Here is a 25,748-nt window from a genome sequence, read left to right on the forward strand (position 1 = left end):
AACTCGTCGAAAAAATAGTTTGCGCATGCCCCGGCAATCCCCATAGGTTCTAGGCACGGAAGCGGCGGCCTTCTCGAAGGCCCGGTTCCGTGTTGTACTTGCATATCCGAGCGGATCGGCTCAACACCGGTCCCCCAGACGCCGAGAGGAGGCGAGCCCAGTGATCAGCATCGAGACCAACATCAGCGCGGCCAAAGTGACCGATCTCTCGGCCGTCTCCGTGTGCATGCTCGGCGTCTCCAACCTGGGCACCGGTCTGTCCGGCATTCCTGCCGTGCGTCCGGCGTCCTCCGTTTCTCTCGCGGGTCTTCCCGCCCGTGAGCGTGACGAGCGACCGACCAAGGCACTGGAAGCAGTAGCGGCACAGGCGCAGGCCTATGCCTTTACGGCAGCCGGTGCCGCAAGCCGGAAGCAGACGACGCAGCACCACCTGATGTGGGCCTTCCGTGGGCCAGAACCCTGGAGTGATCCAGCCTGATCGATCAGGCCGGCGCCTTCAGGGCCGCGGAACCCCACCCGGGATCCGCGGCCCTTCTGTTTGTCCCCATCACAGGGACGGACGGGCGAAGGGGCCTCGGGGCAAGAGCAGAACCCGGTACCAGCCGCCAACCGGTCCAACCCGACCGGCACGACCAGACGAGGAAGAACAGCCGTGCAACTCGAAGCGCACGCCCCGTCCGTACCGCCTTCCGAAACGATCCCCCCGCCCGGCCTCACGGAGGACTCCACCTTGATCCCGCTCACCGCGCTCACCGCGCTCGACGACGCCATCGAGAACCTCGGCGTACCCGTCCCCTGCCGTTCCTACGACCCGGAGGTCTTCTTCGCCGAGTCGCCGGCGGACGTCGAGTACGCCAAGTCCCTCTGCCGCACCTGCCCGCTGATCGAGGCCTGCCTCGCCGGGGCCAAGGAGCGGCGCGAGCCCTGGGGCGTCTGGGGTGGCGAGCTGTTCGTCCAGGGTGTCGTCGTCGCCCGCAAGCGGCCGCGTGGCCGCCCGCGCAAGAACCCGGTCACGGCATGAACATCCACGGAACGATCGACCGCCCTCTCACGCACGACCCCAAGAAGCAGGCCCCGATGAAGCCGTCCACCAGCGAGCCCGCAGGCTCCGCGATCCCAGACTTCACCACCGCCGGTACCGCCACCGGCTCGCGTCAGAACAGGACCCGAGAGATGCAACTCATCCCAGAAGCCCTGGCTCGTGCGCATATGCACGACCGACTGCACGAGGCCGAGCGGGAACGCCGGGCCGTGCGCCTGGCGACCGCTCGCCGGATGCAGCGCCGGGCCGAGCGCGCCTCGATGCGCGCCCGCCGTGCGCTCGCCATGGCCGTGATGCAGTGACCCAGTACACCTGAAGCGGTGGCCTCCCGACCTGGGGGCGAAGACTTCCCTGCGGGGGCCGGTCCGGCCGAACGGACCGGCCCCCGCGGTGCGTTGTCCCCTTGGATTCGCGCCGCGGAGTTATCGTCACCAGGTGACGAGTCTTCCCGGAGGCAGTGATCACGGCGGCTCCGCCATGGAGCCCCACCCGCTCGTGTGCGCCCGCTGCGGCGCCCCGGCCCGCGTGGCCGACGGCCCCCCGCCTGTCACCTGGACCTGCTCCGTGGAGAGCGGCGTCCGCCAGTTCTTCTGCGACACCTGCTCCAGGGACAACCTCAGAGCGATCGAGGGCAGGCTCGACTCGTCCTGGTGGTGAACACCGTCCCCTACTGCGCCTCCACGGCCTCCTCAGGCTCCTCGGCCTCCACAGCCTCCTCGGCCTCTTCGAGTTCCTCGGCCTCTTCTAGTTCCGCGAACGCTTCGAACCCGTCCGGCACGAACCCGGGCAGCCATGCCTCCAGTTCCTCCCGCAACCGGACGGTCGCGCCCAGCTGGCACAGCACGCCGATGGTGCTCAGGGTCACCCGGTGTATCAGGAGGTAGGCCGGCGGCAGGTTGAGCTGCTTGCCCAGCTGGTGGGCGGGGTTGCGCGGGTCGGCGATGCGGGCCGCCTGGCTGCGCATCCAGTTGCGGGTGAAGGTGAACTCGTCGACCTGGGCCGGTTCGATGATCGGCACCAGATAGTCCAGGACGGCGTCGGGGTCCAGCTCTATGGACTCCTTGACGAACCCCTCCTCGCGCAGCAGTTCGTAGACCGCCTCGGCGTCACCGTCCAGCGTCATCCGCAGCGAGTCGCCGATCGGGCTGGGCAGGCCGCCGGGGAGCCGGTCGACGGTGCCGAAGTCCAGCACGCCGAGGCGCCACTCCTCCTCGTCCCCCGGCTCACCGGGCAGCAGGCGGAAATTGCCGGGGTGCGGGTCGGCGTGCAGCAGGCCCGTGCGGGCCGGCCCCGAGAACAGGAAGCGGGCCAGGAGCTGACCGGCCCGGTCGCGCTGCTCCCGCGTACCCTCCGAGATGACCTCGGAGAGCGGTATCCCGTCGATCCACTCCGTGACCAGGACCTGGTCGCACTGGTGCACCACCGCGGGGACCACCACATCGGGGTCCCCCGCGAACTCCTCCGCGTGCGCCGCCTGGGCCTGCGCCTCCAGGGAGTAGTCCAGTTCCTCGGAGACCCGGTCGCGCAGCTCCGCGATCAGCGGCTTGATGTCCATGCCGGGGATCAGCGGCCCCAGCAGGCGGGCGAAGCGGCTCAGCTGTCCCAGGTCGGACAGCAGGGCCTCGCCGGCTCCCGGGTACTGCACCTTGACCGCCACCGCCCGGCCGTCCTGCCACACCGCCCGGTGCACCTGGCCGATCGAGGCCGCCGCCGAGGGCTTGTCCTCGAACTCCAGAAACAGCTCCCGCCAGTCCTCCCCGAGGCGCTCCGCGAGCACCGAGTGCATCGTGCGGGTCGGCATCGGCGGCGCGGCGTCCTGGAGTTTGGTGAGCGCCGCCCGGTAGGGGCCGGCGACCTCCTCCGGGAGGGCCGACTCGAAGACGGACAGGGCCTGCCCGAACTTCATGGCCCCGCCCTTCAGCTCGCCCAGCACCTTGAACAGCTGCTCCGCGGTGCGCTGTTGCAGTTCCCGGCCGACGATCTCCGCGGACTCGCCCACGATGCGCTTGCCCAGACCCCAGGTCGCCCGGCCGGCGAAGCCGAGCGGGAGCGCGGCGAGCTTGGCGGTCCGGGTGACCGCCTTCCGGGGAAGATCAGACATGCGCCCTCCAAGTCCCAGTCGGCCGTGCCGCGTCCGCGTGCTCTCGACGCTCCGCCGACGGCCGTTGCACCACCATTGTCGCGTGTGGATCCCCGTTGGTTGAGGAGTGTTCCCCCTTAGCTTTCTCCGCGGCCCCGCACGGGCATGCGGGGTGCGGCCAAACCGGCCGAGCGTGCCAGTGCAGAACCGGCACGGACGCCTCCCAGCGGACCCCCGTGCCGGCCGGCGACTCGCCGTCGAGGAAGGCCAGGGCGTGCGCGGCGGCCAGCCCGGCCACGGCCGCCGCCAGCGTCAGATCGCAGGCCCCCACCCGGCGGGCCTGCCCGGACCGCCACTGGGCGATCAGGCGCGGCCAGACCGGATCCCGGTCCGTACGGTGTTCGTGCAGACAGCGGGCGCAGCCCGTCCCACCGGGCAGGACGAGGGGGCCGACCACACCCGTGCCCTCCACGACCCCTGTGTAGAGATGCGGGGTCCCCGAGGCCATCAGCGGTTCGGCGGCACGCGCGTCCGGGGCGTGCACCAGCACGTCGTCGCGCGGGGCGATGACCACCAGCGCGAGGCCGGGCTCCTGCGCCGAAGGGTCCGGGCGACGGGGCGGACGGTCCGGGGCAGCCCGGCGGACGACCCTGTGCGCGGCCTCGTCGCGGCGCTCGCCGACCGCCTCCGCCGGCAGCCCGCCCGGTGCCACGTCCCACGGCTGGACCCGGCCCACGTCCCGGACGTCGACCGTGCCGACGCCCGCGCCCGAGAGCAGCGCGGCCAGTGTGACACCGACCCGGCCGGCGCCCTGGACCTGCACGCGCAGTGTCTGCCGGGCCGCCAGCCGGCCGATCGCACCGCCCGGCTCCGCAGTGGTCAGCGAGAGCGAGGCGAGATCGGGGCGCAGCCGCTCCAGTACCTCCTTCTTCTCGTGCAACGCCTGCGCCGCCGGGCCGCCGCCGCGTGCGTCGTCGACGAGCCCGGCCCTGGACAGCCGCTCCACCAGGGCGTCGACATGCCCGTCCGGCAGGTCCATGCGACGCCCTTCCTCGCGCAGCAGAGCGAGCCCCTGGGCGCCGTCGAGCAGGTCCAGGAAGCTTCCGGTCGCCGTGTCCATCGGCCCCAGTGTCATCGCGTGCGCGGGAGTCATCCCGAACTGCACGGTGTTGAGATCCCGCCAGCCGCGCCGCAGCGCGGGCTTCACCAACGGATGCATGACAGGCCCCCGTAGCTGTCGAAAGGTCACAGAACATCCCCGTGTGCCGGTGGAGCCGGTCACGCTCCGTCGACGAGTGCCAGCATGCCCGGCCAGCCGGGTGGTCGCCGAAAGTTGTCCACAGGCGGTGGGTATTCGTCGCACAAATCAAACGCATGGTGGGGGATCGACATCGAACCGTCCCGGACCCGGGACTTCCCCCGTGTGCAGCGGGTAACGTCGGGGCGTGCCCGCCGACCCACTGCACCGCGCCGGAAAGCCACAGCGCAGCACGACGAGCCAGCCGCCCAGCGGCTTGGGGGCGCGCGCGATCGAGGTTCGCAGAAGCGCCCGGCGCCGCCGGACCGTTTCCGCGTACCGCGAGGGCGACCGCACCGTCGTGCTGATCCCCGCCCGGATGTCCGAGGCGGAGGAGAAACGCTGGGTGACCGTCATGCTCAACAAACTCGCCGCCCAGGAGAGCAAGCGAGTGCTGGGCGACGCTGAACTTGCCGAGCGCGCCGAGCGGCTGTCGGCCCAGTACTTCGGCGGCCGGGCCCGCCCCCTTTCGGTGCGGTGGGTCACCAACCAGAACACCCGCTGGGGCTCGTGCACCCCCTCCGAGGGCAGCATCCGCCTCTCGCACCGGCTCCAGGGCATGCCGGAGTACGTCGTCGACTATGTGCTCTGCCATGAACTCGCGCATCTGCTGGTGCCGGGGCACGGCCCCCGGTTCTGGCGGTTGCTGGAGGCGTATCCGCGGACCGAGCGGGCCCGCGGATACCTCGAAGGGGTGGTCGCGGCCGACCGGCTGCCCCGTGTGCCGGGCGCGCGCGATGAGTGACGTATCCCGGGAGCGCTCCCTTCGGGGTCGCTGAGCGCGGTTGTGTACCGGGTCTGTACCGACTTCTTCCGATGTCCGAGTTAGCCGTTAGCCTGGCGCGACGCACTCACATTCGGGATGGGGGACGGTCGTAACGCATGGCCAGGGAATTCCAACGCGGCCACAAGGCCAGGATCAGTGACCTCACGGCGGGCACGGATCTGTACGTAGGCGTGCAGATCTCCGGCCCGGGACTGACCTTCGACATCAGTTGCTTCGGGCTCGACGCCGACGAACGGCTGTCGGACGACCGGTACTTCATCTTCTTCAACCAGCCGAAGTCTCCCGAGGAGTCCATCCAGCTGCTCGGTGCGCAGGCGGGCGACACGGAGTCCTTCCGGGTCACGCTGGACCGGATCCCACCGCGGATCCAGAAGCTGGCGTTCACCGCGACCATCGACGGCGCCGGGCAGATGTCGCAGGTCGGGCCCGGATACGTCCGGATCGTCGCGGGCGGCGAGGAGGTGGCCCGGTACTCCTTCAACGGCTCGGAGTTCTCCACCGAGCGCGCCGTGATGCTCGTCGACTTCTACCTGAAGGACGTGTGGCGCTTCGCCGCCGTCGGCCAGGGCTTCGACGGCGGTCTGGACGCGCTGCTGAAGAACTTCGGCGGCGAGGTGCTGGAGGAGGAGGCGCCCGCCGCGCCGGCGCCGCAGCAACCGCAGAGCGGGTCCGCGCCCGGCTTCGCGCCGCCCGCCTTCGCCACCCCGTCCGCGCCGGCCCCGGCCCCCGTGCCGCAGGGCTTCACCCCGCCTCCGGCCCCGGCCCCCGTGCCGCAGGGCTTCACCCCGCCTCCGGCCCCGGCCCCCGTGCCGCAGGGTTTCACCCCGCCTCCGGCCCCGGCCCCCGTGCCGCAGGGTTTCACCCCGCCCCCGGCCCCGTCTCCCGGGTCGGCCCCGAACGTGCACGCCGCGCCCACCGTCATCGCCCCGCTCGCCCCCGGCACCGTGCCGCCCCCGGCCCCGGCGCCCGCGCCCTACGGCCAGCCGCCCGCCCCGCCGTCCCCGGGCGCGCCCATGCCGCCCGGCTACGGTCAGCCTCCGGGGCCGCCGCAGGCCCCCGCCCCGCCGCCCGGATACCCCCAGGCGCCGACCCCGCCCCCGGGCTACGGCCAGCAGCCGCCGTTCGGACAGGTCCCCGGCCAGCAGACCTACGCGGTTCCGCAGGGCGCCGCCCAGGGCGGTGCCGGGGTGAGTGCCGCGCTGCAGAAGTTCAAGGAAACGCCCACCGGGCAGCGCTGGACACCGCAGAACAGCAAGCTGATCCGCGCCGACCTCGGCATGGGCGGCCAGCCGGTACTGGCCCGGCAGGGCAGCATGGTGCTCTACCAGGGCAAGGTCGACTTCAGCTACAAGGGCGCCGGATTCGCCGGCCGGATCGTGGGCAACGCCACCGGCCAGGAGATGCAGCTGATGCGCTGCACCGGCAACGGCCAGGTGTTCTTCGCCGAGAACTCCGCCCATCTGCACCCCATCGAGCTCCAGGGCGACGCGATCTGCGTCTCGGCCGAGAGCGTCCTCGCCTTCGACGAGGGCCTCCAGTACGAGGTCCGCCGGATCGAGGGCCACGGCATTCCCGGCGGCGCGCTCTTCACGATGCAGTTCCAGGGCACCGGCACGATCGTCGTCAAGACGCACGGCACGCCCGTCGTGCTGCCCGTGACACCGACGACCTTCGCCGACTGCAACGCGGTCGTCGCCTGGTCGGCCGCCTCCCAGGTGATCGTCTCCAGCCAGGTGCGGATGCGCCGCAACGCCTATCCGGGCGACACCGGCGAGAGCGTGAACCTTCAGTTCCGGGGCGCGCCCGGCAACTTCATCGTCGTCCAGCCGTACGAGGTCTGAGGGAGCCCGTCATGAACCAGCCGCTCGCGGGCTATGCCCCCGCACCCGTCACCGCCCGCATGGACAACCACGGCGACCACATGCTCAAGGTCGCCATGCAGACCGGGAACGACCTCCTCGCGCGCGTGGGGTCGATGGTCGCCTACGAGGGCTTCGTCCAGTACGAGCCCAACCCGCCGGCCGTGCGCCAGATCGCCCGGGACTGGGTGACCGGCGAGGGCGCGCCTTTGATGAAGTGCTCCGGCGACGGGCTGCTCTACCTCGCCGACTACGGCGCGAACGTCGTCGTCATCAACCTCAACGGCGACGGCATCTCCGTCAACGCCACCAACCTGCTGGCCTTCGACGCCCATCTGACGTGGGGCGTGGAGCGGGTCAAAGGGCTCGCGAAGTTCGCCGGCCAGGGCCTGTGGAACACCAAGATCTCCGGGCAGGGCTGGGTCGCGCTGACCTCCCGGGGCAAGCCGATCGTCGTCGACTGCGGGGGCGGCGAGGACGAGACGTACGTCGACCCGGACGCACTGGTCGCCTGGTCCCCGAACCTCAAGGTGAAGGGCAAGCGCAGCTTCAAGGCACAGTCGCTGATCGGCCGGGGCAGCGGCGAGGCCTTCCAGATGGCCTTCTCCGGTCAGGGCATCGTCGTCGTCCAGCCCAGCGAGGACAGTACCGACCGCCTCCGGTTCCGGGGCTGAGGGGGAGTCAGGAAACCATGCAGAGCCCGCTTTTCGCCTTCAACGACTCCCAGGCCCGGGACCGCTACAGCCTGCAGAACAAGCAGATGCTGCGGGTCGTCCTGGAGGGCCACGACGACGTCCTCGCCCGCAAGGGCACCATGGTCGCCTACCAGGGGCTCGTCGAGTTCGACGCCGAGTACACGAACAACCAGCAGGCACGCGCGCGTGCGTACACCGGCGAGGGTCTGGACCTGATGCGCTGCCACGGGCAGGGCACGGTCTACTTCGCCAACCTCGCCCAGCACATCCACGTCCTGGACGTCGAGCAGGACGGCCTGACCGTGGACAGCGGCTACGTCCTCGCCATGGACTCCTCGCTGCACTACGAGGTCGTCGCCGTCGACAGCCTCTACGGCATCTCCGGGTCCGGGAAGTACCAGCTCAACATCACCGGACGCGGCAAGGTCGCCCTGATGACCTCGGGCGCGCCGCTGCTGATGCAGGTCACGCCCGACCGGTACGTCAACTGCGACGCCGACGCGATCGTCGCCTGGTCCACCGGGCTGCGCGTCCAGATGCAGGCCCAGACGCATTCCTCGGGTGTGTGGCGGCGCCGGGGCAGCACGGGGGAGGGCTGGGAGCTGAGTTTCATGGGAAGTGGCTTCGCGTTGGTCCAGCCGAGTGAACTGCTGCCGCCGCAGCACGCCCAGATCGGCCAGGGCATCGCCGCCCAGTTCGGCATGGGCCAGCAGGGCGCGCGCGGGACGAACCAGGGCAACGTCTGGAGCTGACGGCCAGGAAGACCCGCGAAGCAAGGGGCGCCCGCCGATGGCGGGCGCCCCTCACACATGCTGAGCGGCTCGGAAAGCTCCTGGTCAGAGCCGCGCGCGAGTCTCTTCCAGCAGCCGTACGACCGAGTCGTCGGCGATCTTTGGCACCTCGGCGTAGGCGAACCAGCGCAGGTCCAGGGACTCGTCGCTGATCGCGTGGGCGGCGCCCGGCGGGGCGAGGGCCGCGTACTGGACGTCGAAGTGCCAGTGGCACGGCGCCGGGATCGCGTGCCGGTCCAGGCGGACCGGACCGCCCGGCAGCAGCGTCAGCCCGGGGATGCCGGACTCCTCGGTCGCCTCCCGCAGCGCAGCCGCCGCCAGGGTGGCGTCGCCCGGTTCGCAGTGGCCGCCCATCTGCAGCCACAGCCGCAGCTTCCGGTGCAGGGTCAGCAGCACCCGGCCGTGCTCCGGATCGACGACCAGGGCGCTCGCCGTGACGTGGCCGGCGTGACAGGCCTTCCAGATGCCGTCCGGGTGCGCCGCGAGGTGGTCCAGGTACGCCTGGCGCAGCTCTTCCTGGCCCTCGTGCCCCTTGAGGACGAGGACCGTGTCGTCGTACAGGCTCACTCGGTGTCGTCGCCCTTTTCCTGGTCGCCGGCTTCCTGGGCGTCCTTCTTGTGCAGGTCGGGCTCCTGCGCGGCCTCGCCGAGCATCTTGTCCAGCTCGGAGAAGTCCAGCTGCTCGCGGTGCACGAAGCCGTCCGGGTCGTCCAGGTCGCTCGCCGTCGGCAGCATGTCCGGGTGCGCCCAGAGGGCGTCACGGCCGTCGACACCGCGCGCGTCCGTGAGCGAGGCCCACAGCCGGGAGGCGTCGCGCAGGCGGCGCGGGCGCAGCTCCAGGCCGATCAGCGTGGCGAAGGTCTGCTCCGCGGGACCGCCCGTGGCGCGGCGGCGGCGCAGGGTCTCGCGCAGCGCGTCGGCGGACGACAGACGTGGTTTCGCGGCCGCGTGGACCACCGCGTCCACCCAGCCCTCGACGAGCGCCAGAGCCGTTTCCAGACGGGCCAGGGCGGCCTTCTGCTCGGGCGTGTCCTCGGGCTGGAACATGCCCTGCTGGAGTGCGTCCTGAAGCTGCTCGGGGTTCTGCGGGTCGAACTGGCCGACCACGTCCTCCAGCTTGGCCGTGTCGACCTTGATGCCGCGCGCGTACCCGTCGACTGCGCCGAACAGGTGCGAGCGCAGCCACGGCACGTGCGAGAACAGCCGCTGGTGGGCCGCCTCGCGCAGCGCCAGGTAGAGCCGCACCTCCTCCTTCGGCACGCCGAGGTCCTTGCCGAACGCCTCGATGTTCACCGGGAGCAGCGCGGCCTTGCCGGCCGGGCTCAGCGGCAGGCCGATGTCGGTCGAACCGACGACCTCGCCCGCGAGCACACCGACGGCCTGCCCGATCTGGGTGCCGAACATGGCGCCGCCCATCGAGCGCATCATGCCGATCAGCGGGCCCGCCATGGCCTGCATCTCCTCCGGCAGGACGTCGCCCATCGCGGCGCCGACCCGCTCGGCGACCGGGTCGACCAGCTCCTGCCAGGCGGGCAGCGTCGCCTCGACCCACTCTGCGCGCGACCACGCCACGGCCGAACCGGAACCGGACGGCAGCGACGTGGCGTCGTCCAGCCACAGGTCGGCCAGGCGGACGGCCTCCTGGACAGCGGTGCGCTCGGCGGGACCGACGCTCGCGTCCTTCACGCCGTCCGAGGTGCCCTGGGAGACCGTCTGGCGGGCGATCTGCTTGGCCATGTCCCAGTTCACCGGGCCGCCCTCGTACGAGAGCATCTGGCCCAGCTGCTGGAAGGCCGCGCCCAGGTCGGTGGGGTTCAGCGAACCGAACATGGCAGCGAACGGATTGTCGGCGCCGGGGCCGCCGAAGCCGCCGGCTCCGGGCGTGCCGAAACCGAACGGATTGGCCGGTCCCTGCCCACCACCGCTCTGCTGGTCCTTCTTCTTGCCCTCGTCGCCGTCTTCCGGCTCCTCCGGCGGAAGGCCGAAACCGAATGGGGTGTCACTCACGGGAATCCTCGGCTGGTAAGGCCACCGGTCTGCTCCGGCGGCGCGGCTGCCCGACAACACCACCCAGCGTAGACACCCCGAGCCGATCGGGCCTCGGTGCTTCGCCGACAGTCGGCCTGCGGCAGGATGGATGCCACCTGGTACGTACGCGTCACTCACGCCCGTACTGAAGACAACCGCTGGAGACGCCCGGTGAGTTCCCCAGATCCGCAGGTTCGCGCAGCGCGAAACCACTCAGCCCACCCGTCGCCCGGCCGCCACCCCTCAACGAAGGCGCTTCGCGCCGGCGAGTCGACTGCGGTGCGCGGGCCCGTCGTCGCCGTGACCGGCGCCGCGACCGGGGTCGGCGCGCTGCTCACCGAGCGGCTGGCCGCGTCCGCGGAGATCAAGCAAGTCATCGCCATCGACGAGCGGCGCGGGGAGTGCGCGGACGCCCACTGGCACATCCTCGACGTACGGGATCCGGCCATCGCCGAGAAGCTGCGCGGGGCCGACGTGGTGGTGCATCTCGCGCTCGACCTGGATCTGGAGACCGATCCGGCGGCGCGCACCGCCTACAACGTGCGCGGGACCCAGACCGTGCTGACCGCGGCGGCCGCGGCCGGCGTGCACCGCGTGGTGCTGTGCACCTCCGCGATGGTCTACGGCGCGCTGCCGGACAACCAGTTGCCGTTGTCCGAGGACGCGGAGCTGCGGGCCACCGCCGAGGCCACCGGCGTGGGTGACCTGCTGGAGATCGAGCGGCTCGCGCGCCGGGCGCCCCGCGCGCACCCCGGGCTCAATGTCACCGTCGTGCGCCCTGCGGTGCTGGTCGGCGGCACCGACACCGCGCTGACCAGGTACTTCGAGTCGCCTCGGCTGCTTGTCGTCGCCGGGTCGCGGCCCGCCTGGCAGTTCTGCCACGTCGAGGATCTGTGCAGCGCGCTGGAGTACGCCGTGCTGGAGAAGGTCGACGGGGAACTCGCCGTCGGGTGCGACGGGTGGCTGGAGCAGGAGGAGGTCGAGGAACTCAGCGGGGTGCGGCGGATGGAGTTGCCGTCGGCGGTCGCGCTGGGGGCCGCGGCTCGGCTGCACCGGATCGGTCTGACGCCGTCGCCGGCCGGGGATCTCGCGTACACGATGTATCCGTGGGTGGTGAGCGGGAGCCGGCTGCATGACGCCGGATGGCGGCCGGGGTGGACGAACGAGGAGGTGCTGGCCGAGTTGCTGGAGGAGGTGGCTGGGCGGCACACGGTGGTGGGGCGGCGGCTGGGGCGTAAGGACGCGACGGCCGCGGGGGCTGCGGGGGCGACGGTGGCGTTGCTGGGGGCGGCGGCCGTGGTGCGGCGGGCGCGGAAGGCTCGGCGGCGGATCTGAGGGCGGGTTCTCGCCCCCGCCGCCCTTACCCGTCCCGTCCTCCAGGGGGTGCGCCCCCTTCGACCGCCCGGTTCGGGGGCTGCCGGCTCCGGGGGCTGCCGCCCCCGAACCCCCGCATCGGCCTGAACGGCCTCGTCCTCAAACGCCGGACGGGCTGATAGCGGGGGTGCGGGCCGGTCTTCGTCCTCGGACGCCGGGCGGCCTGGGTAGTGGGGGTGCAGGCCGACCTTCGTCCTCGGACGCCGGGTGGGCTGGTGGTGGGGGTGCGGGCCAGTCTTCGTTCTCCGACGCCGGGTGGGCTGGTGGTGGGGGTGCGGGCTGGTCTTCGTTCTCCGACGCCGGGTGGGCTGGTGGTGGGGGTGCGGACCGGCCTCCGGTCTCCGGTCTCAAATGCCGGGCGGGCCGCGGTGGGGGGTGTGGGTTGGGCTTCGTCCTTGTCGGGCGGGTGGGGTGGGTTGTGGGCTTGGTGTCGCTGCAGGAGTCTTTGGACCCGCACGCGTGCGTGCCTGGTGTTGGTCGTATTTCGTGTGGTGGTGGGGGTGCGGCACGATGGGGGTATGGCTGCTGTGAGTGATCATCCTGGGGAGCGGGGCGCCGCCGATCCCGTGAAGCTGATCGGGATCCGGGAGAGTGCGCTCTCCGTGGACGAGGTCTTCGCGGCCGTGGGGGACGACGCGGCCGGTGGGATCGCGCTGTTCGTGGGGACGGTGCGGAATCACGACGGGGGCGCTGATGTGGACACGCTCGGGTATTCGTGTCATCCCAGCGCGGAGCGCGAGATGCGGCGGATCGCCGAGAAGGTCGTCGCCGAGTACCCGGTACGGGCGCTGGCCGCCGTGCATCGGGTGGGGGACCTGCGGGTGGGTGATCTCGCCGTGGTCGTCGGCGTGTCGTGTCCGCATCGCGGTGACGCCTTTGAAGCCTGTCGGAAGTTGATCGACGACCTCAAGCACGAGGTGCCCATCTGGAAGCACCAGAAGTTCTCGGACGGGACGGAGGAATGGGTCGGAGCCTGCTGAATAGGCCTGTCCGACTCCGCTTGCGTAACCGTACCCCTCGCGTGAGCGTTGTCAGTGCGGGGGACTAATCTGTTGATCAGTCAGTCGCGGACACTCATGGGGTTGGAGGTCGGCATGGCGGCGCTCGTCTGGTTGCTGATTCCGCTTGTGGCCGCGGTCGGTGCCGGTCTGTGGGGCAGCTGGGCCAACCGGACCAGGAGAGCGCGCAGCGACGGGCCGGAACTCGACGGGTACGCACGCTTCCGCGAGGCTATGGAGAAGTCCCGCTCCGGCGGCTGAGGGCAGCTGAGGGTGGCCGAGGCGCGTGTGACGGGTGGCCCTGACGGTGCGCTGACAGACCCGTCCCGTACTGTCGTCGCATGCCACGCCGCACCGCGACGATGCTCGCCTCCACCCTGATGCTGATCGCGCTCCTGTGCGCCGGAGTGCTCATCAACGTGCCGTACTCGGAGATGTCTCCCGGCCCGACCGTGAACACGCTCGGGGACCACGACGGCGAGCCGGTGCTGCAGATCTCCGGGCACAAGACCTACGCGGCCTCCGGTCATCTGAACATGACCACGGTGAGGGTCACCAGCGCCGACTACAGGATGAACCTCGTCGAGGCCGTCTACGGGTGGCTCTCCCACGACAGCAAGGTCGTCCCGCACGACACGCTCTACCCGGACGGCAAGACGGAGCAGCAGTCCACCCAGGAGAACGCCGAGGAGTTCAGCCAGTCCCAGGAGAGCGCGAAGGTCGCCGCTCTGAAGGAGCTGGGCGTTCCGGTGAAGTCCTGGGTGATCGTCTCCACGGTCCTCAAGGGCTCGCCGGCCGAGGGCAAGCTGCACGCCGGTGACGTGATCAAGGCCGTCGACGGTACGGCGGTCAAGCAGCCGGCCGACGTCGCCACGCTGGTGACCAAGCACAAGCCCGGCCAGGACGTCGTCTTCACCGTCGTGCCGGCCAAGGAACAGGCCGCCGCCGAGAAAGCGAACAAGACGGCCACCGGGACCGAGAAGGTCACCGTCACCACGACCACCTCCGACGACAGCGGCGCGAAGCGCGCCATCGTCGGGATCTCCGCCGGGACCGATCACACGTTCCCGTTCTCCATCGACATCAAGCTCGCCGACGTCGGCGGACCGAGCGCGGGGCTGATGTTCTCGCTCGGTATCTACGACAAGCTCACCCCGGGCGACCTCACCGGCGGCAAGTTCGTCGCCGGCACCGGCACGATCGACGACGACGGCAAGGTCGGCCCGATCGGCGGCATCTCGATGAAGACCATCGGCGCGCGCAGCAAGGGCGCCCAGTACTTCCTGACCCCGGCCGACAACTGCGCCGAGGCCGCCAAGGACACCCCGAGCGGGCTCACCCTGGTCAAGGTCAAGACCATCGACGACGCCCTCGCCGCGCTCAAGGACATCCGCGGCGGAGACACCGGCGCCCTGCCGAAGTGCACCACGGGGGACTGAGACGGCGGGTACGCGGCCGGGGCGCCCCTCCTGAGGCAAGGGGGGCGCCCCGGTGCCGTCCGGGGGCTGCCGGTGCGGTCCGGCGGCGAGCTCAGTCCTCGAACGTCGCCTTCAGCGCGTCCGCCAGGCCCGGCACCAGGTCGGGGCCGGTGAGGACCTCCGTCGGCGAGTCCTTCTCGCGCAGGCGCACCGCCGCGTCACGGCTGCCGTCGCGCAGCACGCCGACCGTCATCCGGACCTCCTGACGGTCCGGGTGGCTCGCCACCCACTTGGTCAGCCCGGCCTCGCTCAGTCCCTCGGGGACCTGGGACTCGGCGGACGGAGGCAGCATCAGCCGCTCCACGGTGAGCGCGCAGCCGACCACGGCGTCCGGCCAGGCGATGGTGCCCAGGAACTCGTCCAGCGCCTTTTCCGTTGGCACTTCGTCCTGCTCGATGGGTGTGAGACCGGTGGTCGCGGACTCGTCCTCCAGACCGAGCTGGGCGGCGAGAGCCGGTTCCTGGGCGCGCAGCCGTGCGGTGTCGACGAGGGCGAAGAGGCGAGCGGGCTGGTCCCAGCCGAGGCCGGAGGCGTACTCGTCGATCTCGAGTACGGCCCGGGTGAGCGGGTTCGCTGCCATGGGAGTGTTGGACATGGTCACAATCCTGCCTCGTTCCTGGCCGGAATCGGGAACCGAGTAAGCCGTGAGTAAGTTGCATAGGTGTGGCCCCGCGATCACAGGGGGACACGTCCGGTCCGCGAACAACAGGGCCTGACGCAACAACGGTGGATCAACAGCGGATCAAACAGCGAACTTCGAGGTGCGCACCTTGGCTTTCCAGATGCCGGACCGCGGCGGAGGCCCGACGGGGCCACGGATCAGAGCGACGGGACGCCCGTCCCGGCGGGCTCGGACCCTGCTCCTGACACTGGGCGTCCTTGCCGTGCTCGGCATGGCGTTCACCATGTTCGCGGGCTTCTGGACGGACTGGCTCTGGTACCGGTCGGTGCACTACTCCTCGGTGTTCACCACCACCCTGTGGACCAAGATCGGGCTGTTCTTCGTCTTCGGCCTGCTGATGGCCGCCGCGGTGGGGTTCAACATCTGGCTGGCCCACCGGCTGCGGCCCCCGCTGAGCGCCATGTCCATGGAGCAGCAGAGCCTCGACCGCTACCGGATGGGCATCGCGCCGTACAAGAAGTGGCTGCTGCTCGCGGTCACCGCGCTGGTCGGGCTGATCGCCGGCGCGTCCGCGGCCGGTCAGTGGCGCACCTGGCTGATGTGGGTCAACGGCGTGCCCTTCCACCAGAAGGACCCGCAGTTCCACCTCGACGTCTCCTTCTACGCCTTCGACCTGCCCTGGTACCGCTTCCTGCTGGGCTTCGGCTTCGCCACCGCGATCCTCTCCCTGATCTCCGCCGCGCTCACCCACTACCTGTACGGCGGGCTGCGCGTCACCAGCCCCGGCGCGCGCGCCACGGGTGCCGCGACCGGACACCTCTCGGTGCTGCTCGGCATCTTCGTCGCCCTCAAGGCGGTCGCCTACTGGCTCGACCGCTACGGACTGGCCGTCAAGTCAAGCGACTTCAAGGCCACCGACAACTGGACCGGCCTCAGGTACGTCGACGCGAACGCGTATCTGCCGGCCAAGACGATCCTGTTCTGCATCGCGGTGATCTGCGCGCTGCTGTTCTTCGCCACCCTGTGGCGGCGCACCTGGCAGCTGCCCGTCATCGGCTTCGGCCTGATGGTCCTGTCCGCGATCCTCATCGGCGGCCTCTATCCGGCGATCGTCCAGAAGTTCCAGGTCCAGCCCAACGAGCAGGCCAAGGAAGCCCCGTACGTCCAGAAGAACCTCAAGGCGACCCGCGAGGCGTACGGCATCGACGACACCCAGGTCACCGAGTACACGGGCAAGAGCACCACCACGGACAAGACCGAGCTCCGGAACGACGTCGGTGCCACGGCGAGCATCCGGATCATGGACCCGAACATCGTGTCGCCGACGTTCCAGCAGCTCCAGCAGATGCGGAACTACTACGCGTTCCCGACCAATCTGGACGTGGACCGCTACACCAAGGACGGCAAGGTCCAGGACACCGTCATCGGGCTGCGCGAGCTGAACCTGGCCGGCATCCCGAAGAACAACTGGATCAACGACCACTTCCGGTACACCCACGGCTACGGCGTGGTCGCCGCCAAGGGCACCGAGGCCGACGACCAGGGCCAGCCGGTCTTCACCGAGTCCGACCTGCCGTCCACGGGCGCCCTGGGCACGTACCAGCAGCGCGTCTACTACGGCGAGAAGACGACCGCGTACTCGATCGTCGGCGGTCCCCAGAAGGAGATCGACTACTCCGACGACAACGGCGAGAAGACCACCAGCTACGCGGGCAAGAGCGGGGTCAGCCTCGCCAGTCCGATCAACCGGGCCGCGTACGCGGTGGCGTTCAACGAGCCGCAGATCCTGTACTCCGGCGCGATCGGCAAGGGCTCGCGGATCCTGTACAACCGCACGCCCAAGGAGCGCGTCGAGGCGGTCGCCCCCTGGCTGACCATCGACGGCGACGCCTACCCGGCCGTGGTGAAGGGCCGGATCCAGTGGATCGTCGACGCGTACACGACGTCGAACGGCTACCCCTACGCCTCCCGGACCACCCTCGGTGACACGACCGCCGACTCGCTGACCGCGACCAACAACTCCCGTGCGGTGGTGGCCCAGCAGAACCAGGTCAACTACATCCGCAACTCGGTGAAGGCGACCGTCGACGCGTACACCGGCGAGGTCAAGCTCTACCAGTGGGACACGAAGGACCCGGTGCTGAAGACCTGGATGAAGGCCTTCCCCGGCACCGTGCAGCCCAAGAGCGCCATCTCGCAGGACCTGATGGACCATCTCCGGTACCCCCAGGACCTGTTCAAGGTCCAGCGCGAGCTGCTCACCCGTTACCACGTGACGGACGCTCAGACGTTCCTGACCGGCAGCGAGGTGTGGCAGGTGCCGGACGACCCGAGCAACAACTCGGGCGACGCGGTGCCGCCGTACTACCTGAGCATGAAGATGCCCGACCAGAGCGCGCAGGCGTTCTCGCTGTCGACGACGTTCACGCCCAACGGCCGGGACAACCTCAGCGCGTTCATGTCGGTCGACTCCGAGGCCGGTTCGAAGGACTACGGCAAGATCAGAATCCTGAAACTGCCGACCAGTACGACCGTCGACGGACCCAAACAGGTCCAGAGCAAGTTCAACTCCGAACAGGACATCGCCGCCGCCATCAAACTCCTCAAGGGCGGCGACTCCGAGGTGGAGTACGGCAATCTGCTCACCGTGCCGCTGGACGGCGGCCTGCTGTACGCGGAGCCGGTCTACGTACGCGGGGCCGGGGTCAAGTACCCGCTGCTGCGCAAGGTCCTGGTGACCTACGAGGGCAGGACCGCCTTCGAGAACACCCTCGACGAGGCGCTCGACAAGGTCTTCGGCTCGGCCGGCTCGGACACGGGACCCCCGGACACCGGCACGACCACACCGCCGACGTCCGCCAACCCCACCGTCCAGCAGGCGCTGAACGACGCCCAGAAAGCCTTCGACGCGGGTCAGGAGGCCCTGAAGAAGGGCGACTGGACGGCGTACGGCAAGGCCCAGGACCAGCTCCAGGAGGCGCTGAAGCGGGCCGAGGACGCACAGTCCAAGGCCGGTAAGGCCGGCGGTGGCGCGACGGCGAGCAGCAGCCCGAGTCCCGCGGCGAGCACCAGCCCCAGTCCGAGCGGGAGTTCCAGCCCAAGCGGATGATCCCAAGGCGGATGATCCCGAGGCGGGTCATCCCCAGCGGATGCTCCCGGGCGACTGATCGCGAGCCGGTGATCCGAGTGGGGTGATCCCGGGCTGGTGATCAGGCAGCCCCGCCGCGCCGTGGTACGGTTCTACTGCAACGGCGCGGGGTGGAGCAGCTCGGTAGCTCGCTGGGCTCATAACCCAGAGGTCGCAGGTTCAAATCCTGTCCCCGCTACTGAAGTCGAAGGCCCGGATCCTCTTGGGATCCGGGCCTTCGTGCGTTCCGGTGGCCGGACGGGCGGCGAACGCATGTACCGGTGGACCGGGTCGCCGCGCCGCTGTGGGGAGTTGGCTGAGATGTGTTTGACTTGTCGTTCTGTGGGCATGTCGACAAAACGCTGAAGTGACCTCACGGTCTGCGGTATACGTGGTGTACCCAGGTTGCAGGTGGTGCGACGATGAACGTTATGGGGGACAAGGCAACTCTGTTCGGGACAGGGCGATTTGTGCAGTCTTCGGGCGAGGAGCCGACCCGCGACGAGGCCGCCGAGGCCGCTGAGGAGGCACGTCACCGGCTCCAGGCCGAGGCCGGTGACGTGGAGTCGATGAGTGTGCTCGGGGCCATGCTGCTGCGCCGTGGCGACCTCGACGGCGCCGAACCCCGGCTGCGCGCGGCCACCGCCGCCGGTGACCGGGCCGCCGCCAACAACCTCGGTGTCCTGCTGCACCAGCGCGGCTACCCCGAGGAGGCCGCCGGCTGGTGGCGGATCGCCGCCGTCGCCGGATCCGCGGCCGCCGCCCACGCGCTGGGCCGCCACCACCGCGAACGCGGCGACGAACCCGCTGCCGAGTACTGGCTGCGCCAGTCCGCCGAGCAGGGGCACGCGCTCGGCGCCTACGCGCTGGCCGACCTGCTGGAGCACCGGGGCGACACGGCCGCCGGGCAGTGGATGCGGGCCGCCGCCGAGCGGGGGCACCGCGAGGCGGCGTACCGGCTGGCGTGCGCGCTCGACCGCAGGGCGGCCGCAAGCGAGGGTGAGACCGGGCGTGGCGACGGTGCCGGCACGCGGCCTCCCGCGGGGGCCGCGACCGGGACCCCGGACTCCGACGAGGCCGAGCAGTGGTACCGGCAGGCAGCCGCGCGCGGGCACCGGCGGGCCGCACTGCACCTGGGGGCGATCCTGGAGCGGCGCGGCGAGCTCAAGGAGGCCGGGCGCTGGTACCTGACCTCCGCCAAGGACGGCGAGGCCAGGGCCGCCTGCGCGCTCGGTTTCCTGCTGCGCGACGCCGGGGACACCGAGAGCGCCGCCGTCTGGTGGCTGCGAGCCGCCCAGGACGGCGACGGCAACGCGGCGAACGCGCTCGGCGCGCTGCACGCCGAGCGCGGCGAGACCCAGACCGCCGAGCGCTGGTACCGGGCCGCGATGGACGCCGGCGACGACAACGGGGCGTACAACCTCGGGCTGCTCTGCGCCGAGCAGGGGCGGACCGCGCAGGCCGAGCAGTGGTACCGGCGGGCCGCGTACGCCGGGCACCGCGAGGCCGCGAACGCGCTCGCCGTCCTGCTGCTCCAGGTCGGCGACACGAGCGGCGCCGAACCGTGGTTCTCCAAGGCGGCGGAGGCGGGCAGCGTGGACGCCGCTTTCAACCTCGGCATCCTGTACGCCGGGCGGGGCGAGGACCGGGTCGCGCTGCGCTGCTACGAGCAGGCGGCCGCCGCCGGGCACACGGAGGCGGCCCTGCAGGTCGGCATCGCCCGGCTGCGTGAGGGCGACGAGGCCGCCGCCGAGCGCCACCTGCGGTGTGCGGCGGGCGGGGGCAGCGCCGAGGCCGCCTACCGGCTCGCCGCCGTCCTCGACGCGCGCCGGCCGCCGGTGCCGGAGCACGAGCTCGGCGAGTCGTCCCTGAACGTGAAGACCGAGTGCGAGGAGTGGTACGAGCGGGCCGCCACGCAGGGGCACCGGCGGGCCCAGGTGCGGGTCGGGATGCTGGCCGCGGCGCGCGGGGACGTGGTGGAGGCGGCGCGCTGGTACCGGGCGGCGGCCGAGGCCGGGTCGCGCAACGGCGCGTTCAATCTCGGGCTGCTGCTGGCCCGGGAGGGCAGCGAGCCGGAGGCGGCCGTGTGGTGGGAGCGGGCCGCCGACGCGGGGCACGGGCGGGCGGCGTTGCGGCTCGCTCTGGTCTACGCGCGTCGGGGCGAGCTGGCCGAGGGGCAGCGGTGGGCCGACCGGGCGGTGGCGCTGGGCCCGGCGGAGGTGACCGAGCGGGCGGGACGGCTCCGGGACGCGCTGCGGGAGGAGCTGTCCGCGTAGACCGCTGTTCTCGCAGGTCAGGAGGGTCGACCGGTATTGATTTGCCTCCGTCCGTGTCTCTCACGTAGTGTTGCGTTCATCGACGCGGGGTGGAGCAGCTCGGTAGCTCGCTGGGCTCATAACCCAGAGGTCGCAGGTTCAAATCCTGTCCCCGCTACTGAAGGCCGAGGGCCGGAATCCGGAAACGGGTTCCGGCCCTCGGTGTTTGCGCCCCATGGGTTCACTGCGCTCATGAACGCCCATATGCCCCTGCGCCTGCACGCGTCCTCACGGAGGCATGACGAAAGCCCCGGCGCGCACCGCGAGCGAGCGCCGGGGCCTTCGGGAACGTGACTACGTCAGACGAGTGCCGCGCAGTCCGGGCACAGGCCGCGGTACGTCATCTCGACGCCGGAGACCGTGAAGCCGAAGCGCTCCGAGGCGGGGAGGTCGGCCAGCGGGTTGCCGGTCGGGTGGACGTCGCGGATCGAGCCGCAGCGGGCGCAGATCAGGTGATGGTGCGGCCGGTGCGCGTTCGGGTCGTACCGCTTGGCGCGCTTGTCCGTCGAGACCTCGACGACCTCGCCGAGTGAGACCAGCTCGCCCAGTGTGTTGTAGACGGTCGCCCGGGAGATCTCGGGCAGCTTGGCGGCCGCTCTGGCGTGGACCTCGTCGGCCGTCAGATGGACGTGTTCGCCGTCGAGCACCTCGGCTACGACGCGTCGCTGCGCGGTCATCCGCCATCCGCGTCCACGCAGCCGTTCCAGAAGGTCACTCATGGAATTCAGCCTAACAGCAGGGGCTCCTTTTTCCGAACAGGTGTGACTTTGGAGTTCAACTTGACTTGGACTAAGTCCAATGTAGGATCGAGTTCTGGGTTAGCAGAGTGACAGGAACGGTGTGAAATGGCGCAGGGGACAGGCGTGACGCGGGAGCCGTTGACCACGGAGGCGGGGGCGCCGGTGGCCGACAACCAGAACAGCGAGACCGCGGGCATCGGCGGTCCGGTCCTGGTCCAGGATCAGCTGCTGCTGGAGAAGCTCGCCCACTTCAACCGCGAGCGCATCCCGGAGAGGGTCGTGCACGCGCGCGGTGCGGGAGCGTACGGCACCTTCACGGTGACCGCGGACGTCACGCCGTACACACGCGCCGCCTTCCTCTCCGAGGTCGGCAAGCAGACCGAGACCTTCCTGCGCTTCTCGACCGTGGCCGGCAACCTCGGGTCCGCCGACGCCGTGCGCGACCCGCGCGGCTGGGCGCTGAAGTTCTACACCGAGGAGGGCAACTACGACCTCGTCGGCAACAACACCCCGGTGTTCTTCATCAAGGACGCCATCAAGTTCCCCGACTTCATCCACACCCAGAAGCGCGACCCCTGCACGGGCAGCCAGGAGGCGGACAACGTCTGGGACTTCTGGGGGCTCAGCCCCGAGTCCACGCACCAGGTGACCTGGCTGTTCGGCGACCGCGGCATCCCGGCGTCGTACCGCCACATGAACGGCTACGGCTCGCACACCTACCAGTGGAACAACGCGGCCGGCGAGGTCTTCTGGGTCAAGTACCACTTCAAGACCGACCAGGGGATCAGGAACCTCACGCAGGCGGAGGCGAACCGCCTCGCCGGTGAGGACCCGGACTCGCACCAGCGCGACCTGCGCGAGGCCATCGAGCGCGGTGAGTTCCCGAGCTGGACCGTGCAGGTGCAGATCATGCCGGCGGCGGACGCGGCGACGTACCGCTTCAACCCGTTCGACCTCACCAAGGTGTGGCCGCACGCGGACTACCCGCCGATCGAGATCGGCAGGCTGGAGCTGAACCGCAACCCGCGGAACGTGTTCGCCGAGGTCGAGCAGTCGATCTTCTCCCCGGCGCACTTCGTGCCCGGCATCGGCCCGTCCCCCGACAAGATGCTCCAGGGCCGCCTGTTCGCCTACGGCGACGCGCACCGCTACCGCGTCGGCGTCAACGCCGACCACCTGCCGGTCAACCGCCCGCACGCCACCGAAGCGCGCACGTACACCCGTGACGGCTTCCTCTACGACGGCCGGCACGGCGCCGCGAAGAACTACGAGCCGAACAGCTTCGGCGGCCCGGCGCAGACCGGCCGCCCGCTGTGGCGGCCGTACGACGGTTTCGCCGGCGGCACGGGCGACCACCCCGCTCCCGTCCATGCCGAGGACGACGACTTCGTGCAGGCGGGCAACCTCTACCGCCTGATGTCCGCCGACGAGCAGGAGCGGCTGATCGAGAACCTGGCCGGCTTCATCGCCAAGGTGTCGCGCGAGGACATCGCCGAGCGCGCGATCGGCAACTTCCGTCAGGCGGACGAAGACTTCGGCAAGCGACTGGAAGCCGCGGTACAGGCCCTTCGCGGCTGACCATCCAGTACTGGACCGCTTGTCGTGGGCGGGCGGGCCGGATCCCCGGGAGGCCGGGATCCGGCCCGTTCGGCATGTCCGGCGCTAAGCGGGTTGCGGTGCGCGGGCCGGGGCCCAGCAGCGGATGATGTCGCGGACCGAGACGATGCCGGCCGGTTCGCCGCCGTCCAGGACGATCAGGTGGCGGAAGTTGCCGTGCGCCATCGCCCGGGCCGCCTCCTCCAGCGTCCAGGTCGGGGTGGCGAACACGACGTCGTTGGTGGTGTGGGCGTGGATGGGCTCCGTGTCCGGGTTCTGGCCGAGACCCACGGAGTTGAGGATGTCGCGTTCGGTGAGGATCCCGATGCCGTCGGCGTCCGGGTCGTGGACGATCGCCGCGCCCACGCGGCGCGCGGACATCAGGGCGGCTGCCTGGCGGAGAGTGTGGGCGGGGCCGACGGTGAGAACCACCGTGCTCATGGCGTCGCGGACGAGCATGAAAGGTGCCACCTCCTAGGGAATCGCCGCGATAGTTCGGCGATTCACAAATGCACAAGTGGGGGTTCTCACAGGGTGGCAGGTAAAGCAGGAGTCAACAAGAGGGTGCGCGCGGCCAATTGAGGGCGCACGCGCTCATATGTGCTGGGCTCAGTGAGCCCGAACGGGCTCGTTGTGCCTCAGAAGTCGGTTTCAGTAACGCCGGGTGAGGTACGACAGCAGCTCGTCGTGGAGCAGGCCGTTGGACGCGGCCGCGTTACCGCTGTGCGGGCCGGGACGGCCGTCCAGGCCGGTGAAGGTGCCGCCGGCCTCCGTCACCACGATCGCGTTGGCCGCCATGTCCCACAGGGACAGCTCCGGTTCGGCGCAGATGTCCACGGACCCCTCGGCGACCATCATGTACGGCCAGAAGTCGCCGTACGCGCGCGTGCGCCACACGTCACGGGTGAGGTCCAGGAAGCCGTTCAGCTGCCCTCGCTCCTCCCAGCCGCCCAGCGAGGAGTACGCGAAGGACGCGTCGGACAGCTTCGAGACCTTGGAGACGCGCAGCCGGGTCGCGGAGGACAGACTGCGGCCGGTGAAGGCGCCGTGGCCCTTCGCGGCCCACCACCGGCGACCCAGCGCGGGCGCGGAGACCACGCCGACGACCGGCTGGTAGCCGCCCTCGGCCGCCTCCGTCAGGGAGATCAGGGTCGCCCAGACCGGGACACCGCGGACGTAGTTCTTGGTGCCGTCGATCGGGTCGATCACCCAGCGGCGCGGGCCGGTGCCCTCGATGCCGTACTCCTCGCCGAGGACCGCGTCCCGGGGGCGGGCGCGCTGCAGCTGGCCGCGGATCAGTTCCTCGGCGGCCTTGTCCGCCTCGCTCACCGGGGTCATGTCCGGCTTCGTCTCGACCTTGAGGTCGAGGGCCTTGAAGCGGTCCATGGTCGCGGCGTCGGCCGCGTCCGCGAGCACGTGGGCGAGACGCAGGTCATCGAGGTAGTCCGGCATGTGACGAACGGTATCTGCCAAGGTGGGCGCGGGGCTACAAGGGAGGGCCCGGTGATGCCGGCGAGTGATCGGGAAGGGGCCTCGGCGCACTGCGGCACGCCCCTGGCACGCCCGCGTGTGTTGGCCGAAAGGGCGCCCCCCGGCGCCTTCGCGAACCCTTGACAGTGGATCCGTGCGCGTCAAACCTGGGCGCAGAGTCGCTCGCCCACAGGGAGGCGATGATGCCTGCAGCCCGCGAATCCCTACTGGACGCCGCCTATGCCGCGCTTGCGCGGCGGCCGTGGGCCGCCGTGCGGATGGTCGACGTGGCGGCGGCGGCCGGGGTGTCCCGGCAGACGCTGTACAACGAGTTCGGCAGCAAGGAGGGCCTGGCGAGGGCGTTGGTGCGCAGGGAGGCCGACGGGTATCTCGCGGGGGTCGAGCGGGCGTTGGGGAGCCATACCGAGGTACGGGAACGCCTTACGGCGACGGCCGAGTGGATGGCGGTGGCGGCTCGGGACAACGTGCTGGTACGGGCGATGATCACGGGGTGCTGGAGCGAGCGGCTGCCGTCGCCGACGCTGTCCGCGGTGCCGTCCTCGTCGGCGGTGCCGGCGCAGCGGAGGGCGGACGGGCCGTTGCCCACTCCCGGGGACTTCGTGCGGCTCGTGCGGGATCGGGCGGTGACGGTGCTCTCCGGGGCGGGGGCCGGGAGAGGGGACGGTGAGCTGACCCGCTCGTGCGAACTGGCGGTGCGGCTCGCATTGTCGTGTGTCGCGGCGCCGCCGACGCCGGGGGAGGGCGGGGTGGCGGAGCTGGTGCGCGGGGCGCTTTGCCGGCAACCGGTGTGAGAGCGGGGAGGGGGTCCCGGGTTGTGTGTCGGCTGCGGGCGGGTGGGGGCTGGTCGCGCCCGCGCGGCGGAGCCGCATGTCGGATGCAGCCCCGCGCCCCTTCAGGTCGGCTGCTTTTCGAGTCGGCTGTGATGTGCTGGTCGCGCCCGTGCGACCGGAGCCGCATGTCGGATGCAGCCCCGCGCCCCCCTGGGGCGGCTGTTCTCGCGTCGGCTGTGCGGCCCCGCGCCCCTTACGGAGCGCCTCAGTGGGCGGAGCCGGACAGTTGGAGGCCGATCACTCCCGCGATCACCAGGCTGATGGAGACGATCTTCAGGGTTGAGACCAGGTCGCCGAGGAAGACCATGCCGTAGATGGCGGTGCCGGCCGCGCCGATGCCGGTCCAGACCGCGTAGGCCGGGCCCACGTCCAGTTTCCTCAGGGAGAGGGTCAGGAGACCGAAGCTGCCCAGGGCGAAGGAGGCGAAGGCTATCGTCGGCCATAGTCGGGTGAAGCCGTGGGAGAGCTTGAGACACACGGCGAAGCCGGTCTCCAGGATCCCGGCCACGATCACCAGCAGCCACGCCATGTGCTGTCCTCCCGTATGTCCAGCTCGGTGCGATTATGCACTTACCGAACCCGGGGACTGACAAACACCC

25 protein-coding genes and 2 tRNA genes are annotated in these 25,748 nt (G+C 70.7%); 18 read left to right on the forward strand and 9 right to left on the reverse strand.

Features of this window, described 5'->3' with window-relative positions; genetic code table 11:
* Positions 1 to 160 precede the first annotated feature (160 nt).
* The 4 genes from LQ326_RS34125 (at position 161) to LQ326_RS34140 (ending at position 1,699) form a co-directional block, all read left to right on the forward strand.
* A complete protein-coding gene (locus tag LQ326_RS34125; RefSeq protein ID WP_234542944.1) occupies positions 161 to 478 on the forward strand; it encodes a hypothetical protein in 318 nt (105 codons plus the stop codon).
* Positions 479 to 652: 174 nt separating this feature from the next.
* Entirely contained in the window at positions 653 to 1,021 is a 369-nt protein-coding gene (locus tag LQ326_RS34130) for a WhiB family transcriptional regulator (protein WP_010984500.1), read from the forward strand.
* The gene (locus LQ326_RS34135; RefSeq protein WP_234542945.1) at positions 1,018 to 1,344 is read left to right on the forward strand and encodes a putative WhiB-interacting protein; all 327 of its coding nucleotides are present in this window, start codon (positions 1,018 to 1,020) and stop codon (positions 1,342 to 1,344) included. The genes LQ326_RS34130 and LQ326_RS34135 overlap by 4 nt, the downstream gene beginning before the upstream one ends.
* A 133-nt stretch (positions 1,345 to 1,477) precedes the next feature.
* Positions 1,478 to 1,699: a hypothetical protein gene (locus LQ326_RS34140; RefSeq protein ID WP_234542946.1), complete on the forward strand. Its 222-nt coding sequence runs from the start codon at positions 1,478 to 1,480 to the stop codon at positions 1,697 to 1,699.
* Between the two features lie 10 nt (positions 1,700 to 1,709).
* On the opposite strand, the gene LQ326_RS34145 is transcribed toward LQ326_RS34140, so the two are convergent.
* On the reverse strand, positions 1,710 to 3,143 hold the full coding sequence (locus LQ326_RS34145) for an ABC1 kinase family protein (protein WP_234542947.1): 1,434 nt from the start codon (positions 3,141 to 3,143) through the stop codon (positions 1,710 to 1,712).
* Positions 3,136 to 4,341 (reverse strand): TOMM precursor leader peptide-binding protein, encoded by a 1,206-nt coding sequence (locus LQ326_RS34150; RefSeq protein WP_234542948.1) that lies wholly within the window; start codon positions 4,339 to 4,341, stop codon positions 3,136 to 3,138. The genes LQ326_RS34145 and LQ326_RS34150 overlap by 8 nt, the downstream gene beginning before the upstream one ends.
* Before the next feature lie 226 nt (positions 4,342 to 4,567).
* Here LQ326_RS34150 and LQ326_RS34155 point away from each other — a divergent pair, with 226 nt between their 5' ends.
* The 4 genes from LQ326_RS34155 (at position 4,568) to LQ326_RS34170 (ending at position 8,512) form a co-directional block, all read left to right on the forward strand.
* Positions 4,568 to 5,164, forward strand: a complete 597-nt coding sequence (locus tag LQ326_RS34155; protein WP_234542949.1) for a M48 metallopeptidase family protein — start codon at positions 4,568 to 4,570, stop codon at positions 5,162 to 5,164.
* Positions 5,165 to 5,301: 137 nt separating this feature from the next.
* Complete coding sequence (locus LQ326_RS34160; protein WP_234542950.1) at positions 5,302 to 7,047, forward strand: TerD family protein; 1,746 nt, start codon at positions 5,302 to 5,304, stop codon at positions 7,045 to 7,047.
* Positions 7,048 to 7,058: 11 nt separating this feature from the next.
* A complete protein-coding gene (locus tag LQ326_RS34165; RefSeq protein ID WP_234542951.1) occupies positions 7,059 to 7,739 on the forward strand; it encodes an AIM24 family protein in 681 nt (226 codons plus the stop codon).
* Positions 7,740 to 7,756: 17 nt separating this feature from the next.
* Positions 7,757 to 8,512 (forward strand): AIM24 family protein, encoded by a 756-nt coding sequence (locus tag LQ326_RS34170; protein ID WP_234542952.1) that lies wholly within the window; start codon positions 7,757 to 7,759, stop codon positions 8,510 to 8,512.
* A gap of 84 nt (positions 8,513 to 8,596) precedes the next feature.
* Here LQ326_RS34170 and LQ326_RS34175 read toward each other — a convergent pair whose 3' ends face one another.
* Together LQ326_RS34175 and LQ326_RS34180 are read right to left on the reverse strand one after the other, a co-directional pair.
* The gene (locus LQ326_RS34175; RefSeq protein ID WP_234542953.1) at positions 8,597 to 9,118 is read right to left on the reverse strand and encodes an NUDIX hydrolase; all 522 of its coding nucleotides are present in this window, start codon (positions 9,116 to 9,118) and stop codon (positions 8,597 to 8,599) included.
* The gene (locus tag LQ326_RS34180) at positions 9,115 to 10,557 is read right to left on the reverse strand and encodes a zinc-dependent metalloprotease (RefSeq protein WP_234542954.1); all 1,443 of its coding nucleotides are present in this window, start codon (positions 10,555 to 10,557) and stop codon (positions 9,115 to 9,117) included. The genes LQ326_RS34175 and LQ326_RS34180 overlap by 4 nt, the downstream gene beginning before the upstream one ends.
* A gap of 192 nt (positions 10,558 to 10,749) precedes the next feature.
* Between LQ326_RS34180 and LQ326_RS34185 the strand changes: the two genes are divergently transcribed.
* The 4 genes from LQ326_RS34185 to LQ326_RS34200 all read left to right on the forward strand — a co-directional run bounded on the left by LQ326_RS34185 (position 10,750) and on the right by LQ326_RS34200 (position 14,389).
* The gene (locus tag LQ326_RS34185) at positions 10,750 to 11,913 is read left to right on the forward strand and encodes an SDR family oxidoreductase (RefSeq protein ID WP_234542955.1); all 1,164 of its coding nucleotides are present in this window, start codon (positions 10,750 to 10,752) and stop codon (positions 11,911 to 11,913) included.
* 557 nt (positions 11,914 to 12,470) lie between these two features.
* Positions 12,471 to 12,932, forward strand: a complete 462-nt coding sequence (locus LQ326_RS34190; protein ID WP_234542956.1) for a molybdenum cofactor biosynthesis protein MoaE — start codon at positions 12,471 to 12,473, stop codon at positions 12,930 to 12,932.
* A 96-nt stretch (positions 12,933 to 13,028) separates the two neighbouring features.
* Entirely contained in the window at positions 13,029 to 13,211 is a 183-nt protein-coding gene (locus LQ326_RS34195; RefSeq protein WP_234542991.1) for a hypothetical protein, read from the forward strand.
* Positions 13,212 to 13,291: 80 nt separating this feature from the next.
* Positions 13,292 to 14,389 carry a YlbL family protein gene (locus tag LQ326_RS34200; RefSeq protein WP_234542957.1) on the forward strand — a complete coding sequence of 366 codons (1,098 nt, stop codon included), beginning with the start codon at positions 13,292 to 13,294 and terminating at the stop codon, positions 14,387 to 14,389.
* 91 nt (positions 14,390 to 14,480) lie between these two features.
* On the opposite strand, the gene LQ326_RS34205 is transcribed toward LQ326_RS34200, so the two are convergent.
* Positions 14,481 to 15,023: a PPA1309 family protein gene (locus tag LQ326_RS34205; RefSeq protein WP_234542958.1), complete on the reverse strand. Its 543-nt coding sequence runs from the start codon at positions 15,021 to 15,023 to the stop codon at positions 14,481 to 14,483.
* Positions 15,024 to 15,210: 187 nt separating this feature from the next.
* Between LQ326_RS34205 and LQ326_RS34210 the strand changes: the two genes are divergently transcribed.
* The 4 genes from LQ326_RS34210 (at position 15,211) to LQ326_RS34225 (ending at position 20,610) form a co-directional block, all read left to right on the forward strand.
* Positions 15,211 to 18,159, forward strand: a complete 2,949-nt coding sequence (locus LQ326_RS34210) for a UPF0182 family membrane protein (RefSeq protein ID WP_234542985.1) — start codon at positions 15,211 to 15,213, stop codon at positions 18,157 to 18,159.
* Between the two features lie 143 nt (positions 18,160 to 18,302).
* Positions 18,303 to 18,376: transfer RNA gene (locus LQ326_RS34215), tRNA-Met, on the forward strand.
* A gap of 223 nt (positions 18,377 to 18,599) precedes the next feature.
* Positions 18,600 to 20,453 carry a tetratricopeptide repeat protein gene (locus tag LQ326_RS34220; RefSeq protein WP_234542959.1) on the forward strand — a complete coding sequence of 618 codons (1,854 nt, stop codon included), beginning with the start codon at positions 18,600 to 18,602 and terminating at the stop codon, positions 20,451 to 20,453.
* Between the two features lie 83 nt (positions 20,454 to 20,536).
* Positions 20,537 to 20,610 (forward strand) — tRNA-Met (locus LQ326_RS34225).
* Between the two features lie 181 nt (positions 20,611 to 20,791).
* Here LQ326_RS34225 and LQ326_RS34230 read toward each other — a convergent pair.
* Entirely contained in the window at positions 20,792 to 21,211 is a 420-nt protein-coding gene (locus LQ326_RS34230; RefSeq protein WP_234542960.1) for a Fur family transcriptional regulator, read from the reverse strand.
* 126 nt (positions 21,212 to 21,337) lie between these two features.
* Between LQ326_RS34230 and LQ326_RS34235 the strand changes: the two genes are divergently transcribed.
* Entirely contained in the window at positions 21,338 to 22,810 is a 1,473-nt protein-coding gene (locus LQ326_RS34235) for a catalase (RefSeq protein ID WP_268207906.1), read from the forward strand.
* A gap of 84 nt (positions 22,811 to 22,894) precedes the next feature.
* On the opposite strand, the gene LQ326_RS34240 is transcribed toward LQ326_RS34235, so the two are convergent.
* Entirely contained in the window at positions 22,895 to 23,287 is a 393-nt protein-coding gene (locus tag LQ326_RS34240; protein ID WP_181806467.1) for a CBS domain-containing protein, read from the reverse strand.
* A gap of 192 nt (positions 23,288 to 23,479) precedes the next feature.
* Entirely contained in the window at positions 23,480 to 24,280 is an 801-nt protein-coding gene (gene hisN / locus LQ326_RS34245; RefSeq protein ID WP_234542961.1) for a histidinol-phosphatase, read from the reverse strand.
* Positions 24,281 to 24,498: 218 nt separating this feature from the next.
* On the opposite strand from hisN, the gene LQ326_RS34250 reads away from it, so the two are divergent.
* Entirely contained in the window at positions 24,499 to 25,110 is a 612-nt protein-coding gene (locus LQ326_RS34250) for a TetR/AcrR family transcriptional regulator (RefSeq protein WP_234542962.1), read from the forward strand.
* 244 nt (positions 25,111 to 25,354) lie between these two features.
* Here the strand turns inward: LQ326_RS34250 and LQ326_RS34255 are convergent, their stop codons facing one another.
* Positions 25,355 to 25,678, reverse strand: a complete 324-nt coding sequence (locus LQ326_RS34255) for a DMT family transporter (protein ID WP_234542963.1) — start codon at positions 25,676 to 25,678, stop codon at positions 25,355 to 25,357.
* Positions 25,679 to 25,748: the final 70 nt, after the last annotated feature.

Origin of the sequence: Streptomyces shenzhenensis, from assembly GCF_021462265.1 — a bacterium.
GTDB lineage: Bacteria > Actinomycetota > Actinomycetes > Streptomycetales > Streptomycetaceae > Streptomyces > Streptomyces shenzhenensis.

Excerpts from the sequence above, each read along its gene's own strand:
- LQ326_RS34135 (WP_234542945.1), top strand. The coding sequence starts at position 1,018 with ATGAACATCCACGGAACGATCGACCGCCCTCTCACGCACGACCCCAAG.
- LQ326_RS34145 (WP_234542947.1), bottom strand. The coding sequence starts at position 3,143 with ATGTCTGATCTTCCCCGGAAGGCGGTCACCCGGACCGCCAAGCTCGCC.
- LQ326_RS34150 (WP_234542948.1), bottom strand. The coding sequence starts at position 4,341 with ATGCATCCGTTGGTGAAGCCCGCGCTGCGGCGCGGCTGGCGGGATCTC.
- LQ326_RS34160 (WP_234542950.1), top strand. The coding sequence starts at position 5,302 with ATGGCCAGGGAATTCCAACGCGGCCACAAGGCCAGGATCAGTGACCTC.
- LQ326_RS34165 (WP_234542951.1), top strand. The coding sequence starts at position 7,059 with ATGAACCAGCCGCTCGCGGGCTATGCCCCCGCACCCGTCACCGCCCGC.
- LQ326_RS34170 (WP_234542952.1), top strand. The coding sequence starts at position 7,757 with ATGCAGAGCCCGCTTTTCGCCTTCAACGACTCCCAGGCCCGGGACCGC.
- LQ326_RS34190 (WP_234542956.1), top strand. The coding sequence starts at position 12,471 with ATGGCTGCTGTGAGTGATCATCCTGGGGAGCGGGGCGCCGCCGATCCC.
- LQ326_RS34195 (WP_234542991.1), top strand. The coding sequence starts at position 13,029 with ATGGGGTTGGAGGTCGGCATGGCGGCGCTCGTCTGGTTGCTGATTCCG.
- LQ326_RS34200 (WP_234542957.1), top strand. The coding sequence starts at position 13,292 with ATGCCACGCCGCACCGCGACGATGCTCGCCTCCACCCTGATGCTGATC.
- LQ326_RS34205 (WP_234542958.1), bottom strand. The coding sequence starts at position 15,023 with ATGTCCAACACTCCCATGGCAGCGAACCCGCTCACCCGGGCCGTACTC.
- LQ326_RS34210 (WP_234542985.1), top strand. The coding sequence starts at position 15,211 with ATGCCGGACCGCGGCGGAGGCCCGACGGGGCCACGGATCAGAGCGACG.
- LQ326_RS34220 (WP_234542959.1), top strand. The coding sequence starts at position 18,600 with ATGAACGTTATGGGGGACAAGGCAACTCTGTTCGGGACAGGGCGATTT.
- LQ326_RS34230 (WP_234542960.1), bottom strand. The coding sequence starts at position 21,211 with ATGAGTGACCTTCTGGAACGGCTGCGTGGACGCGGATGGCGGATGACC.
- LQ326_RS34235 (WP_268207906.1), top strand. The coding sequence starts at position 21,338 with ATGGCGCAGGGGACAGGCGTGACGCGGGAGCCGTTGACCACGGAGGCG.
- LQ326_RS34240 (WP_181806467.1), bottom strand. The coding sequence starts at position 23,287 with ATGCTCGTCCGCGACGCCATGAGCACGGTGGTTCTCACCGTCGGCCCC.
- hisN (WP_234542961.1), bottom strand. The coding sequence starts at position 24,280 with ATGCCGGACTACCTCGATGACCTGCGTCTCGCCCACGTGCTCGCGGAC.
- LQ326_RS34250 (WP_234542962.1), top strand. The coding sequence starts at position 24,499 with ATGATGCCTGCAGCCCGCGAATCCCTACTGGACGCCGCCTATGCCGCG.
- LQ326_RS34255 (WP_234542963.1), bottom strand. The coding sequence starts at position 25,678 with ATGGCGTGGCTGCTGGTGATCGTGGCCGGGATCCTGGAGACCGGCTTC.